The organism is Pseudomonas sp. NPDC096950, assembly GCF_044762525.1.
Classification (GTDB): domain Bacteria; phylum Pseudomonadota; class Gammaproteobacteria; order Pseudomonadales; family Pseudomonadaceae; genus Aquipseudomonas.
Genome location: NZ_JBIWEL010000010.1, coordinates 149,659 through 163,420 on the forward strand (window position 1 = coordinate 149,659; position 13,762 = coordinate 163,420).

Consider the following 13,762-nt stretch of genomic DNA (forward strand, 5'->3'; position numbering starts at 1 on the left):
CGATTGGGGTGATGGCCACAGTTTCACCCGCTGCATGGATTCCGATAAGACGCTAAATACCTATAGTATTCATTCCAAATCATCGCCAAGTGGGCAGCCATGGATACGTTAGAAGCGATGTCGATGTTCATGCGAGTGGTGGAGCGGGGCAGCTTCTCTGCCGTTGCTCGGGAGCTCGGCCTCAGTCAGCCGACGATCAGCAAGCAGATCGGCGCGCTGGAAAAACGCTTGGGCGGCCAACTGTTTGCCCGTAGTACGCGCAACCTGAGCCTGACCGACGAAGGTCAGCGCTATTACGAGCATTGCCGGCAGATTCTCGCGGCGGTGGACAACGCCGAACACAGTTTCCAGACCGGCCAGGAGCGGGTGGCCGGGCCGTTGCGCATCGGGTCTTCAGGCAGTTTCGGGCGGATACAAATTGCGCCTCGGTTGCACGGATTTCTCCAGCAACATCCGGAAGTGACCATCGATTTGCAGCTGAGCGACGAAAACGTCGATCTGGTCAGCGAGGGGATTGATGTCGCGGTGCGAATTGGTGGCCTGAAGGACAGTAGCCTGATCGCCAGACAAATCGGCCTGACCAGGCGCCGGGTTTTCGCGGCTCCGGCTTATCTCGAACAGCATGGCGTGCCTGCGACGCCGGACGATCTGAGCGCTCACAACTGCCTGGTCTTCAATCAACTGGAGCATTTCGACAACTGGGGTTTCGAGCACGACGGCCAATGGCGCACCGTGCAGGTCAAGGGCAATGTGCGCAGCAACAACAGCGAATCGATTCGGCAGATGGTCCTGAGTGGCCTGGGCCTGTCACTGTCGCCCTCATGGTTGTTTCGCGAGGACCTGCAGGCCGGGCGGGTGGTGGCGGTGCTGGACGGCTACATGCCGTCGTCCCTGCCGATCCATGCCGTTTCACCGCCGGATCGTCGGCAATCAGCGCGGGTGCGGGCGTTTACTGATTATTTGCGTGATGCGTTTGCGCTGGATAATGACGTTTGTATCGGTTGAGCTAGCGGCCAGCCACTTCATGAATCACGTCTATCAGCGCACGCAGCCCGGCGGGCAAGTGCCGATGGCCGGAGTAGTAAAGGGAAAGCCCGGGAGCCGGCATGGTCCATGGCTGCAATACCTTGGTCAGACGTCCGCTGGCCAAGTCATCCGTGACGTACCACTCGGGCAACTGCGCGAGCCCCAAGCCTTGCCTCGCGGCCTCCAGCATCAGGAGGGGACTGTCCAGAACCAAGGGGCCCAGTACTTCAACCTTCAACATCTTGTCTTCGCGCATGAACTCCCACGGGGAGGCAACCCCGCTGGGAAGCCGGGCGCGGATACAGGTGTGCGCGGCAAGGTCATCGGGTGTGTCTGGGGCGGGATGCTGGTTCAAGTAGTCAGCCGAAGCCACTACGACCATTGAAATGTTTTCACTGATGGGCACGCGGATCATGTCCTGCGGCACCCGTGAACTCGCACGCAGGCCGGCATCGAAACCCTCGGCAATAATGTCCACCATTCGCCCGTCAGTCGCGATGTCTACGGTCATGCCGGGATAGCGACTCAGGAACGTCAACAGGATGGGTTGGAAAATCATCAGCGCCGCACCAAGGGAACTGTTGATGCGCAAGGTGCCGGTAGGCAGGGCATTGTGTTCCAGCAGGGTGGCCATCGCCGCTTGAATAGTGGCGACCGATGGGCCGATCTGATTCACAAAGGTTTGGCCAGCCTCGGTCAACGAGACGCTGCGGGTGGTGCGGTGAAACAGTCGCACGCCCAGCCGGGCCTCCAGGCCGGCCACCGCATTGCTGACGGCGGTGGTCGACATCTCCAGTTCTACCGCTGCCGCGCGGAAGCCGTTGCGCCTGGCCACGGCCAGCACGACTTCCAGTTCAGTCAGGCCACTTTTATACATTGTCCCGGTTTCCGAAATAACTCGTCCGGGTTTGATCATATTCTTAAAACAGTAGCGAGACCTTAGATTGTGCAGACCTATTCAGGGCACCGTAAGGACTCTCCATCATGTGGCACATCAATCAGGCTTATATCGACGGCAAGTTTGTTCCGGTGCAGGGACGGGAGATCCTGGAATGCATCAATCCGACGACCGAAGCGGTCATAGGCACCGTCACACTGGCCAATCGTGACGATGCGAAACGGGCGATTGCGGCGGCCCGACGTGCTCAGGTCACGATGGGGCGCACCACCAAAGCTGAACGGATCGACATGCTCAAACGCCTTCAGGCAGCCGTGCTGGCCAGCACCGAGCAGATACGCGACACCGCCATCGAGGAATACGGCGCGCCGTTTGCCCGGGCCCAATGGGTTAGCCAATATGCGTCGCAGTGTTTCGCCAACGCAGCGCAAACACTGGCGGCCTACGAGCTGGTTCGCCCGATGGGCGCGGCGAAAGTGTTTATGGAACCCGTCGGCGTTGCGGGCCTGATTGCCCCCTGGAACAGCACCGCCGGCACGATTTGCAGCAAACTGGCCTCCGCGATTGCCGCCGGTTGTGCATCGGTCATCAAGCCCAGTGAGTTGAGTCCCCGGCAGGCCCACACGCTGGCCCAAGCCCTCGACCGTGCAGGTTTGCCGGACGGTGTTTTCAATATCCTGCTGGGGCGGGGAAGCGATGTGGGCGACGAAATCAGCACCAGCCGCCACATTGCCAAAATCTCATTCACGGGCTCGACACCGACAGGCAAGCTGATTGCTCACGCCAGCGTCGAGACCATGAAACGGGTGAGCCTGGCGCTCACGGGGAAATCCGCCGCTATCGTCCTCGATGACGCCGACTTCGACACGGCCATTCCCCTGGCACTGAGTGCCGCGTTCATGAACAACGGCCAGGCCTGCGTCGCCGGTACGCGCTTGTTGGTGCCGCGTGGGCGTTTGCAGGAAGTCATCGAGCGGGTCAAGCCGTTAGTGGCTGCGATGGTCGTGGGAAATCCTCAAGACCCGGCCACTGTTATCGGGCCACTGGTCAGCAGGGCCCAATACGACCGGGTGCAAGGTTTCATCCGGCGCGGCCATGAGCAAGGCGCGACACTGATTGCAGGTGGTGAGGGCCGGCCCTTCGGGCTGGAAAAGGGTTACTTCGTGCAGCCGACGGTATTTGCCGACGTTGACAACGACATGGACATCGCGCGTGAAGAGATTTTCGGCCCGGTGCTGTCAATCCTTGCTTATGACAGCGAGGCCCACGCCATAGAAATCGCCAACGCCTCGATTTACGGTTTACAGGCGTATGTGTTTTCGCAGCGGCAGGAACGCGCGAATGGCATCGCGTCCCGATTAGAGGCCGGCACCGTGCTGATCAACAGAATTGCACCGGATCTTCTCGCCCCGTTCGGTGGCGTCAAGCAGTCCGGGATCGGCCGGGAATTCGGCATTCTGGGGCTGGAGGCATTCCTGGAAGCAAAGACGGTTGCATCGCAATAAGGGCTGCCGGTAGCAAAATCAGCCAATCGGCTCCGCCGTACAACTCATCGCCCCGGAGCCCGGTTTCTGGAAAAGGACTCCGTTGTCGGTTTGCCAGAAGCTGTAGTCGCCCTGGCGATCCTTGCCGGTGTAGCGTGTGCCCGAATCGCTCGGCACCTGGTTCAGAGTGATCGAGGCGTTCGCCCATTTCAGGTACACGGCACCGGGTTGCGTGAGATAGAACGTGGCGGCCACCAAAGCGTTCAACCCAGTACAGCGAAACGCCAGCGGACCTTCGGTGAGACGGTCGGGATCCTTGGTTCTGACAATGGCCGAACCCTGGCGTAGCTGGTGGGCGCGCTCGGCATAACTGCGGATCACGCACGCCTTGGGCTCCGGATCGGTGCCGCACTGATTGCGCGCGTCCATCCAGAATCGCTGGTCGATCACGATTTTGTCCGGGCGCGGCACTGCACGTTCATCAGTGAGCGCCAGGCGATAGAGGCGCATCAGTTCGATATCCATCTGCTTCAATTGCGGATCGCGGCAGATCAGCTTCTCGACGGAGGCCTTTGCCTGGGTGCAATCGAAAGTGGTCTTGATCGGCGAAGGGGGTTCGGCACTGGGGTTCGCTGCCGCACAAACGTTGGCGGCGAACAGGCAGGTGAAAAGGGCCGTGACCGTTTTCATGGTGGCTTTACCCGGATCGTTGACTGAAGAGGACTATAACCTCAAGCGGATAGAGTTCCACTCCGATACGTAGTTGTCGTCTGTCATATCCGAAAGACTGGCGTCGAAGGCAAATCAATTCGCGCGCCTTGCGTAACACGTACGAGCTCTTTGCGTAGAAACAGTCGGGGTTGATTTTGAGCCGTGAAGCCGACAATGGAATCCACAGTGGGTGGGTTGATTTTCATTTGGCACGTTCGCTGTTATTGGGCTTTGTTGTTTTGTCAGCGTTGTGCGATGTGGCGTCGGTAGTGTCCGTTTTGCACTCAAGCCATAGCCCTGGCATACCCGTTGAATCCGCTTATCAGTCCGATAAATAGCAGAGAGCATCTGTTTCGCCCCTCGTGTTGTGCCGAGCCGGGACCAAGGACAGACTACGCTTCAGGCATCCATGGTGAGGGAATGGATATGCGCCTGATCACCCTGCTTATATTGCTGTGCATTGCCGGGTGCACCCAAGATGTTGCCGAGCTCACTCTGCCGACTACTCAGAACACCAAACTTAAGGTGCCGAAACTTACTTACCTGGGAGTAGGCGGATGGTTAGTGCAATGGAGAGACGAAGCCCTGTTGTTTGCTCCCTCGTTCAGTAACCCGTCGTTTCCGCCCATTCTGGTTTCGCCAGATCATGAAAGGATTGATCGGTACATGCCAGAGGCGTCCGACGTGACGGTCCTGCTTATTGGCCACTCCCACTACGATCACCTGTTGGATGTTCCTTGGGTAATGCACAAGTACACCCCTCAAGCCAAAGCCTACGGCCCTGAGACAGCCGGCCACATTCTGGCGGCTGCCCGGCCGCGATTTAACTTTGAAAATGTTGAGCCAGTGATGGCGCAAGTGACCTGTGATGAAGATGGAGAAACACACTGCAACGCGGCAAAGACCGGGACATGGATAAACTCCGGGCCTTTCCGCTTCATGCCCATCGAAAGCAAACACGCCCCGCATATCCTCGGCATTGATTTACTTCCGGGCGCTTATTGCCAAGATCTGTCTACATTCCCCAGAACGGTGTGGGGGTGGAAAGAGGGCACAACACTCGCATGGCTTGTGGACTTGGTCGACGACACCGGAAAAACGGTCTATCGCATCCACTATCAGGATTCAGCCAGTAACCCTCCCATGGGGTTTCCTCCAATCTCGGTAGACACAAAGCGCGTTGACGTTGAAATCCTCGCTGCGGCGTCATGGAGCCAGGTCAATCAATACCCTTCGGCATTGCTGAAGGTGACCAAACCGCGATTGCTTGCACTAGGGCACTGGGAGGATTTTTTTGGAAACGATCCGTACAAACCTGAAGTTTCGAGCCTGCAAAAGGAACCGGAGTTGATCAAGAAGATCTGCGAAACCAATCCTCAACTACCGGTTGTCATGCCATATCCGCTTACGGATGTCCCGTTTCCTCCGCCCGATTCAACCGGACATAGTGAGCCGGAAGGGAAGTGTGGAAGTATCTGAATCTTCGGCGGGCCCTTGGGTGATCCCGTGCTGGCAGAGTATCCAGACAGCAACCATTAAACGGGCTAGAGCTTGGCGAGTAGCTTACTCAACTCCCGTTTCGCCGCTTCACCCGAATGCGCACGTTCAAGTAACCCTCGGGTCATGGTTTTGTACATGGCCACCGCTTCGGGCGAGGAGGTCACCGTGGCGATGCCAGTGTGGATGTTCGGCAGTTCGCCAAGGCGATAGGGGCTGACCGCGACGTAGCTGGTATGGGCTTGTTCGAAGATCTGGAACGTCGCGCTGGGCAGGGTTTCGTCGATCAGGTAGATCGTGAACCGCGAGCCTTCGCTGCCGATCTTGTCGATCAGGTTTTCAATTTCGCGGCGGGCCAGGAGCGAGCGTTCCATCCTCACGCTCGGCGGCAAGTCGAGGCGTCCGACCAGGCCGATGTGCAGGTAGCGTTCGATCTGGCGCAGGCTGATGATCGATTGCACTTCGAATTTCTGCTTGGAAAACGTCGCTTTCCGCTCGTTGAGAATCTCCAGAATCTGCGTTTGCATCGCTTCCTGGCTGGCGGTGAAGTCCTTCGGCCGGGCTTCGTCGAGCATGGTCTTGAACAGTTCGGTGTAGGCGGGCGACGTCAGCAGGTAGGAGAAGGGATCGAAGTACGACTGGATGCTGATTGAGCGCGCTTCCAGTTGGCGCATGCGTTCGAAGTAACCCAGGGCATTGTCGAAATACTCGGTGTCGGACCCCAGCAGGCTGGTCAACGAAACCTTGAGCAATTGCGCGAGGCGTTCCAGGGTCTCGAGCTTGACGATTTTGCCCAGTTCCAGGCGATACACCGCCGCCCGGGAGATATCGAGTTTTTCGGCCACCTGATCGGCGTTCAATTGGCGACCGATGCGGTAGGCCCGAAGGCGTTCACCGATGGCCTGGTAGTCGATTTGGTTCACTGCAACTCCGAAACGCTGATGTCCGTGGGGTGAAGAGTGTTGCTCCATTCTTTCCCGAGTCGAGAACGCGCACCGTTGAGGCGACTCGATCGAGGAAATGGTTGACCTCGTTGTGACTTCACTGTATCAATATTTAGACAGAAAATATTCTGTCGTCTAAAAAATACAAAAATGGTGCGGCCATGTCCATGTATATCCCACCCCAGGTCCCCGTGCCGAGTCTGTCTCCGGGATGACGGGCGGCAGTCACGTCCTCCGATATTGAACAAACGCTGTTGAATCCGGTCGCTCCCGCCCAGGGCGGCGCGATCTCTCATGCCCTGAAACCTATAAAAATAAGGAACACTCCGATGGGACATTCACCTGTTGCATCTCCGCTGCTGGCGCTGTCACTGGCCGTCCTGGCACCTTGCGCACTGGCGGCGCCGGGGTTCAGCGACACCTTGATCGGCTATCGCTACAGCGAGCATTACACCGACCCGGGCAAAACCAAGGATGTGGCCAAGAACATCCTGCAAATCACCCACGTCAGCAGCTACCGGCTGGGGCAGAATTTCATCAACCTCGACGTGTTCAAGTCCGACCGCAATGACCCGGCCAAGGGCGGCGGCACCGGTGCCACCGAGTTTTACCTGACCTATCGCAACCAGTTGCAGTACGGCAAGTTCTTCGACAAGCCGCTGGCGTTCGGCCCGGTCAAGGACGTCGCGCTGACTGCAGGGTTCGACTACAACACCAAGAACAACGAGTTCGCCTCGGAAAAGCGCCTGTTGGTGCTCGGCCCGACGCTCAAGTTCGCCTTGCCCGCCGGGTTCCTCGATGCCAGCGTGCTCTACGCTCGGGAGTGGAACCACTGTGGCCTGGACGTGTGCAGCAAACCGGGCAACCACACCGACCTGCTGTTCGACCCGTTCTTCCAGTTCAACCTCACCTGGGGCGTGCCATTCACGGCGGGCCCGCTGCCGCTCAAGTTCCAGGGTTACTACACCTTCAGCAGCAAGAAGGGCGACGACTATCAAAACAAGCCCACCGGCGCCGAGCAGTTGATGCGCACTTCGTTAATGCTGGATGTCGGCCAGATGGTCTGGGGCGAGAAAAACGTGTTTTGGGTCGGCCCGGGCTACGAGTACTGGCGCAACAAGTTCGGCAACGAAAAGGGGCCAGGCACGGATGTCGATGCGTTATCCATCAATCTGGAGTGGCACCTGTAGACCGGCGATCCTGATTTTTCGTCTGCGCTGTATCAATAATTAGACAAGCTGTCTCATTTGTTCGTAGACTCAGCCCATCGCCCAGGCGAGAAGGACGGCGCTGTTTCCTTCCAGGGATGAGTCCGGTGGTGAAGCCCGATCACGGCCACCACCTCAACCCGTGATAACAATAAGAGGTAAAGATTGTGAAGACTCACCACGACTCAAGCGCCGCCAAGGCGGACGCATCACCGCGCAAGGCGTTGATCGCCAGCGTGACCGGTTATGCCATGGACGGGTTCGACCTGTTGATCCTCGGTTTCATGTTGCCGGCCATCACCCTCGGCCTGGGACTGACCACCTCCGAAGCCGGTTCGCTGGTGACCTGGACCTTGCTCGGCGCCGTCGCCGGTGGCCTGGTGTTCGGCCAGCTCAGCGACTGCTATGGCCGGGTCAAGATGCTCAGCGTGTGCATCCTGGTGTTTTCGGTGTTCACCGGTTTATGTGCGTTGGCCCAGGGTTACTGGGATCTTCTGACCTACCGCACCCTCGCCGGGTTTGGCCTGGGCGGCGAGTTCGGCATCGGCATGGCGCTGATCGCCGAGACCTGGCCGGCCAACAAGCGCAATCGCGCTTCGTCCTACGTCGGCATGGGCTGGCAGGCGGGGGTTTTGGCGGCTGCGCTGTTGACGCCGTTGTTGTTACCGCATATCGGTTGGCGCGGGATGTTCCTGGTCGGGCTGGTGCCGGCGCTGTTGTCCTTCGTGATCCGCCACACCATGGGTGAGCCGGAAGAGTTCATCAAAGCCTCGGTCAATCCGATCTCTTTTACGCAGCGCTTCGGCCAACTGTTCAAGGATGTGCCGACCACCAAGGCGAGCATCGGCGTGATGGTGCTGACTTCAGTGCAGAACTTCGGTTACTACGGAATCATGATCTGGATGCCCAGTTACCTGTCGCGCCAGTTCGGTTTCTCGCTGACCGCGTCCGGCACCTGGACCGCCGCGACAGTGGTGGGGATGGCTTTCGGGATCTGGCTGTTCGGGCAACTGGCCGACCGCTTCGGTCGCTGGCGGATCTTTTTGCTGTACCAGGCTAGCGCGGCGGTCATGGTGCTGATCTACGCCAACCTGACGGACCCGATCAGCATGCTGTTTGCTGGCGTGGTGATGGGCATCTTCGTCAACGGCATGATTGGCGGCTACGGTGCGCTGATCTCCGATCTCTATCCGTCCCAGGTCCGGGCCACGGCGCAGAACGTGCTGTTTAACGTCGGCCGTGGTGTCGGTGGTTTCGGGCCGCTGGTGGTGGGCGCCATTGCCCTGGCGTATTCGTTCTCGGCGGCGATCATGCTGCTGGCGTCGATTTACCTGCTGGCCATGGCCGCCACGCTGTTCCTGTTGCCGCGCAGCCAGGGCTACAGCGGTGAAGCGCCGTTGGCGAGCCCTCTCGAAGCACAACCGAAGTAAGGCGGCAGTCGGCGTTGTTAATGCCAAAAAAGTATTGCGCAAACCGTATCAAAAATTAGACAAACGTTTTTTGATGTCGTAGAGTCAAGGCTGAAATGAAGTAGAAAACCACGACGCTGCCGGATACACGGGCGGCGTCGTTTCTCTTTTGACTCGCCTGTATCAAAAATTAGACAAGAACATTGAGGGCTTTCAAAATGACCGGGATTTCCAGCTGCTGCCAAGCCATCGCCGTCACCCCGCCGAACGATACCCTGGCGGTGGTGCTGTCCAACGAATGGGTCAACGACGAATACAAACGCCTGGTGTTGCAGGCCGACGGTGCGGCGTGCCATTCGCAGCCAGGGCAATTCTTTAACCTGTTGTGCCCCAGCGAAGGCGAGCACAAACCTTTTTTCCGTCGGCCGATGAGCACTTACAAAGCTAACCCGGTCAATGGCCAGGTCGAGTTTCTGTACAAGGTCACGGGCAAGGGCACCTTCGGCCTGGAAACCCTGACCGAACGACAAACCCTGGAAATCCTTGGCCCGCTGGGCAAGGGCTTCGACCTTGATCCGCAATGGCGGCACATGACCATTGTGGCCCGTGGCGTCGGCCTCGCGACCCTGGCGCCACTCGCCGAAGCGGCCCATGCGTTGGGCATCAAGTTGACCGCCGTGCTCAGCGCCCGCAGTGAAAAGAGCCTGCTGTCCCGGGAGCGTTTCGCATCCCTGGGCGCCGACGTCATCGCCGTCCTGGATGAGGACGGCAGCAGCTCCCTGGAAAACATTGAAGCCGTGTTGCGCGAGGTGATTGCCCGCGAAGGCAGCAACGCGTTGTTCACCTGTGGCTCCAAACGCCTGACCCGTTTGCTCAAGCGCTTGTCGGGCGAACTGGGGTTGGCCGGGCAAGTCGCCCTGGAACAGCAAATGGTCTGCGGCCTGGGCATGTGCCAGTGCTGCGTCGATGTGTTTGAAGTCGATGGTTTGAAAATCGGCAAACGTGTGTGTCTGGAAGGCCCGGTGTTCGACCTGGCGGAGGTGCTGGAATGATCGATTTAAGCGTAAACGTTGGCGGCCTGCGCCTGAAGAACCCGGTCATGCCGGCCTCGGGCACCTTCGCCGAGGAATTGACCCACCTGCTGGATTTCAATGGCCTGGGCGCCTTGGTGACCAAAACCATCACCAGCGAAAAACGCACCGGCAACCCGATGCCCCGGGTCTGTGAACTGGCGGACGGCATGATGAATGCCATCGGAATTCCGAGCAAAGGCGCGGACGTGTTCATCGACAAGGTGGTGCCGTTTTATCGGGATTTCGATTCACCGCTGATCGTCAGCATTTCCGCGCCGACCGCCCAGGGCTTTGCCGAACTGGCGGCACGCCTGAGCGATGTCCCGGGCATTGCCGGCATCGAGGCGAATATTTCCTGCCCCAACCTTGAAGCCCACGGTGAGTCGTTCGGCATGCACGCCGACAGCACGCGGCAAGTGGTCAAGTTGATGCGCGCCAGCACCTCGCTGCCACTGTGGGTCAAGCTGACCCCCAACAGCGGCGAGATCGTCGACATTGCGCTCGGGGCGCAGGACGAAGGCGCGGACGCGGTGGTGGTCGGCAACACGTTGCTGGGGCTGTCGATCGACATCGAAAAGGGCAGGGCACGCCTGGGCAATTTCATGGGCGGGATTTCCGGCGCAATGATCAAGCCATTGATGGTGCGTCTGACCTACCAATGCGCCAAGGCCTTGCAGATTCCGGTGATTGGTTGCGGCGGCATCGCCACCGCCGATGATGCGCTGGAGTTCATCTACGCCGGCGCCACGGCGGTGCAGGTCGGCACCGCGACGTTCATTCACCCCAAGACCATGAACCTGATGGTCAACGAACTGGAAGTGTTCTGCCGGCGCAAAGGCATCAGCCGCTTGAGCTCGCTGATCGGCAGCCTCGACGATTCCCCGGCCGCCGCGTTTGGAGCACTGCCATGAGCACTCTCTGGAAACACCAGGCGCGGCGGATCTTCAGTGAGATTGCCGAACTGTCCCGCGACCCGGAGATCGGCATCACTCGCGAAAGCTACGGCGCCGGGGAAAACGCGGCGATTGCCTACCTGTCGCAATTCGCCCGGGACAACGGTTTGCACGTCCACACCGATCGCGCTGGCAACGTGATTTACCAGCGTGCCGATGACGATGGCCAACCGGCGATCTGGATCGGTTCGCACCTGGATTCGGTGCCACAGGGCGGCAACTACGATGGCCTGGCCGGGGTTGTCGCCGGACTGTTGTGCCTGTGCCGCCTCGATCAGTTGCAAGTACAAACCCCACGACCCACACGGGTGCTGGGCCTGCGCGGTGAAGAGAGCGCCTGGTTCGGCAAGTCCTATATGGGCTCGCGGGCGTTGATGGGCGGGCTGACAGCCGCCGATCTGACGCTGACCAATCGCTTCAGTAAAAGGACCCTCGGCGAGGCCATGCACGCGGTGGGCGCCGATCTCGACGCGATTCGCGCTCGGCAATGGCTGATCGAGCGCGAACAGTTCGCCGGCTACCTGGAAGTGCACATCGAGCAGGCCGAGTCCCTGGAGAAAATGGGCCAGGCCATCGGCATCGTGCCCGGCATTCGCGGCAACCTGCGGCACAACCTGGTGCGGTGCCTGGGCGAGGACGGCCACTCGGGCGCGGTGTCCCGAGAGGACCGCCACGACTCGGTGTTTGCGGTCAGTGAACTGGTCGCGCGCATTGATCGATTGTGGGGCGAATGGCTGGAGGATGGCCGTGATCTGGTGGTCACGGTCGGCACCCTGGGCACCAACGCCGCCCATCACGCCGTCTCGCGGATTCCTGGCGAAGTCAGTTTCAGCCTGGAAATCCGCAGCCTGCATCAACCTACGCTGGAAGCCTTCCATGCCTTGATCCTGGCCGAAATCCGCCAGATCGAGGACCAACGCCAGGTGCGCTTCGAATTCGATAAACGCATCGATACGCAACCGGCGGCCATGCACGAACCGTGGGTCGACGCCTTGGTGCGCATGACCCGCGAGCACGGATGGGAAGGGGTCCTGACACCGAGTGGTGCGGGGCATGACGCTGCGGTTTTCGCCAACGCCGGAATCCCCAGCGCCATGCTCTTCATCCGTAATCAGCACGGTTCGCACAACCCTTTCGAGGCGATGGAGCTGGACGATTTCATCGAGGCCAGCGAAGTGCTTTACCACACCCTGCAGGAGCTGACGCTATGACACGTCCATCCCAATCCTGGCTGATTCGACATGCCACGCTGGTCAACGAAGGCCTGCGCTTTTGCAGCGACCTGCGCATCGAGAACGGCTTGATCGCGCAGATTGCGCCGACGATCGAGCCGCGCGCAAAGGACGAAGTGATCGACGCCACCGGGCTGTGGCTGCTGCCGGGCATGATCGACGATCAGGTGCACTTTCGCGAACCGGGCATGACCCACAAGGCCGATATCGCCAGCGAATCCCGGGCCTGCGCGGCGGGCGGCATCACCAGTTTCATGGAAATGCCCAACACCCGGCCACCGGCGCTGGATCGCGATTCCCTGGAAGCCAAATACGCGATCGCGGCGCAATCGTCCGTGGTCAACTATGCGTTCTACATGGGCGCGAGCAACGACAACCTGGAGGCGATCTGCGCCATCGATCCCAAGAGCACACCGGGGGTCAAGGTGTTCATGGGCGCGTCCACCGGCAACATGCTGGTGGACGATCCCGAGGTGTTGAACGGGATCTTCCGTGACTCGCCCGTGACGATCATCACCCACTGCGAAGACTCGCCGATGATCGAAGACAACCTGCAAAAAGCCCTGGGCACTTATGGCGAAGACATCCCCGCAGGCCTGCATCCGTTGATTCGTTCCCGCGAGGCATGCATCAAGTCGACCCGCCTGGCCATCGCCTTGGCGCGCAAGCACAACGCACGGCTGCATGTGCTGCACATTTCCACCGCTGAAGAACTGGAGCTGTTTGAACCCGGTCCATTGGCGAACAAGCGCATCACCGCTGAAACCTGCGTGCACTTCCTGCACTTCAACGACAGCGACTATCAGCGCCTGGGGATGCGGCTCAAATGCAACCCGGCGATCAAGACCGAGCGCGATCGACGGGCGATTGTCCGGGCCCTGGCCGAAGGACGCATCGACGTGTTGGCCACCGACCACGCGCCGCATCTACTGGAAGAGAAAAACAACCTGTACCAGAAAGCGCCCTCCGGCGTGCCGCTGGTGCAGTTCGCCCTGCAAGTGGCATTGGAGCGGGTGTTCGCCGGTGAATTGACCCTGGAGCGCGTGGTCGAGGCGGTCTGTCATGCCCCGGCCCAGTTGTTCGACGTGGCCGCTCGCGGATTCCTGCGCGAAGGGTTTGCCGCCGACCTGGTCTTGGTCGATCCCCGCCAGCCGCATACGGTGCAGCGCGAAGAGGTGTTGTCCAAATGCGCCTGGAGCCCGTTCGAAGGCAATACCTTTTCGTCGAGCATCGTCAGCACGTTCGTCAACGGGCAACGGGTCTGGGATGGTCGCGACATCGCGCCGCACAGCCTTGGCCAACGCCTGTCATTCAATCGTTAATCACG

Annotated in this window: 12 protein-coding genes; 9 read left to right on the top strand and 3 right to left on the bottom strand. The window is 59.7% G+C overall.

Annotated elements, in window-relative coordinates:
• Positions 1-99 precede the first annotated feature (99 nt).
• On the top strand, positions 100-1,005 hold the full coding sequence (locus ACIQY3_RS17390; protein ID WP_403021578.1) for a LysR family transcriptional regulator: 906 nt from the start codon (positions 100-102) through the stop codon (positions 1,003-1,005).
• A gap of 1 nt (position 1,006) precedes the next feature.
• On the opposite strand, the gene ACIQY3_RS17395 is transcribed toward ACIQY3_RS17390, so the two are convergent.
• The gene (locus ACIQY3_RS17395) at positions 1,007-1,903 is read right to left on the bottom strand and encodes a LysR family transcriptional regulator (protein ID WP_403021581.1); all 897 of its coding nucleotides are present in this window, start codon (positions 1,901-1,903) and stop codon (positions 1,007-1,009) included.
• Between the two features lie 107 nt (positions 1,904-2,010).
• Here ACIQY3_RS17395 and ACIQY3_RS17400 point away from each other — a divergent pair, with 107 nt between their 5' ends.
• Positions 2,011-3,429, top strand: coding sequence for an aldehyde dehydrogenase family protein (locus ACIQY3_RS17400; protein WP_403021583.1), 1,419 nt, complete (start codon positions 2,011-2,013; stop codon positions 3,427-3,429).
• 18 nt (positions 3,430-3,447) lie between these two features.
• Here the strand turns inward: ACIQY3_RS17400 and ACIQY3_RS17405 are convergent, their stop codons facing one another.
• Positions 3,448-4,098: an MliC family protein gene (locus ACIQY3_RS17405; protein WP_403021585.1), complete on the bottom strand. Its 651-nt coding sequence runs from the start codon at positions 4,096-4,098 to the stop codon at positions 3,448-3,450.
• Between the two features lie 447 nt (positions 4,099-4,545).
• Here ACIQY3_RS17405 and ACIQY3_RS17410 point away from each other — a divergent pair, with 447 nt between their 5' ends.
• Positions 4,546-5,598, top strand: coding sequence for an MBL fold metallo-hydrolase (locus tag ACIQY3_RS17410; RefSeq protein ID WP_403021588.1), 1,053 nt, complete (start codon positions 4,546-4,548; stop codon positions 5,596-5,598).
• Between the two features lie 65 nt (positions 5,599-5,663).
• Here ACIQY3_RS17410 and ACIQY3_RS17415 read toward each other — a convergent pair whose 3' ends face one another.
• On the bottom strand, positions 5,664-6,539 hold the full coding sequence (locus ACIQY3_RS17415) for a helix-turn-helix domain-containing protein (RefSeq protein WP_403021590.1): 876 nt from the start codon (positions 6,537-6,539) through the stop codon (positions 5,664-5,666).
• Positions 6,540-6,889: 350 nt separating this feature from the next.
• On the opposite strand from ACIQY3_RS17415, the gene ACIQY3_RS17420 reads away from it, so the two are divergent.
• The 6 genes from ACIQY3_RS17420 (at position 6,890) to ACIQY3_RS17445 (ending at position 13,757) form a co-directional block, all read left to right on the top strand.
• Positions 6,890-7,750: a hypothetical protein gene (locus ACIQY3_RS17420; protein ID WP_403021592.1), complete on the top strand. Its 861-nt coding sequence runs from the start codon at positions 6,890-6,892 to the stop codon at positions 7,748-7,750.
• A 185-nt stretch (positions 7,751-7,935) separates the two neighbouring features.
• A complete protein-coding gene (locus ACIQY3_RS17425) occupies positions 7,936-9,198 on the top strand; it encodes an MFS transporter (protein WP_403021595.1) in 1,263 nt (420 codons plus the stop codon).
• 197 nt (positions 9,199-9,395) lie between these two features.
• On the top strand, positions 9,396-10,229 hold the full coding sequence (locus ACIQY3_RS17430) for a dihydroorotate dehydrogenase electron transfer subunit (protein WP_403021597.1): 834 nt from the start codon (positions 9,396-9,398) through the stop codon (positions 10,227-10,229).
• Positions 10,226-11,161 (top strand): dihydroorotate dehydrogenase, encoded by a 936-nt coding sequence (locus tag ACIQY3_RS17435; RefSeq protein ID WP_403021599.1) that lies wholly within the window; start codon positions 10,226-10,228, stop codon positions 11,159-11,161. The genes ACIQY3_RS17430 and ACIQY3_RS17435 overlap by 4 nt, the downstream gene beginning before the upstream one ends.
• On the top strand, positions 11,158-12,414 hold the full coding sequence (locus ACIQY3_RS17440; RefSeq protein ID WP_403021601.1) for a Zn-dependent hydrolase: 1,257 nt from the start codon (positions 11,158-11,160) through the stop codon (positions 12,412-12,414). The genes ACIQY3_RS17435 and ACIQY3_RS17440 overlap by 4 nt, the downstream gene beginning before the upstream one ends.
• A complete protein-coding gene (locus ACIQY3_RS17445; RefSeq protein WP_403021603.1) occupies positions 12,411-13,757 on the top strand; it encodes a dihydroorotase in 1,347 nt (448 codons plus the stop codon). Before ACIQY3_RS17440 ends, ACIQY3_RS17445 begins: the two co-directional genes overlap by 4 nt.
• Positions 13,758-13,762 lie beyond the last annotated feature (5 nt).

Coding starts and splice junctions, on each gene's coding strand:
- ACIQY3_RS17410 (WP_403021588.1), top strand. CDS start 4,546: ATGCGCCTGATCACCCTGCTTATATTGCTGTGCATTGCCGGGTGCACC.
- ACIQY3_RS17435 (WP_403021599.1), top strand. CDS start 10,226: ATGATCGATTTAAGCGTAAACGTTGGCGGCCTGCGCCTGAAGAACCCG.
- ACIQY3_RS17440 (WP_403021601.1), top strand. CDS start 11,158: ATGAGCACTCTCTGGAAACACCAGGCGCGGCGGATCTTCAGTGAGATT.
- ACIQY3_RS17405 (WP_403021585.1), bottom strand. CDS start 4,098: ATGAAAACGGTCACGGCCCTTTTCACCTGCCTGTTCGCCGCCAACGTT.
- ACIQY3_RS17430 (WP_403021597.1), top strand. CDS start 9,396: ATGACCGGGATTTCCAGCTGCTGCCAAGCCATCGCCGTCACCCCGCCG.
- ACIQY3_RS17395 (WP_403021581.1), bottom strand. CDS start 1,903: ATGTATAAAAGTGGCCTGACTGAACTGGAAGTCGTGCTGGCCGTGGCC.
- ACIQY3_RS17400 (WP_403021583.1), top strand. CDS start 2,011: ATGTGGCACATCAATCAGGCTTATATCGACGGCAAGTTTGTTCCGGTG.
- ACIQY3_RS17420 (WP_403021592.1), top strand. CDS start 6,890: ATGGGACATTCACCTGTTGCATCTCCGCTGCTGGCGCTGTCACTGGCC.
- ACIQY3_RS17445 (WP_403021603.1), top strand. CDS start 12,411: ATGACACGTCCATCCCAATCCTGGCTGATTCGACATGCCACGCTGGTC.
- ACIQY3_RS17390 (WP_403021578.1), top strand. CDS start 100: ATGGATACGTTAGAAGCGATGTCGATGTTCATGCGAGTGGTGGAGCGG.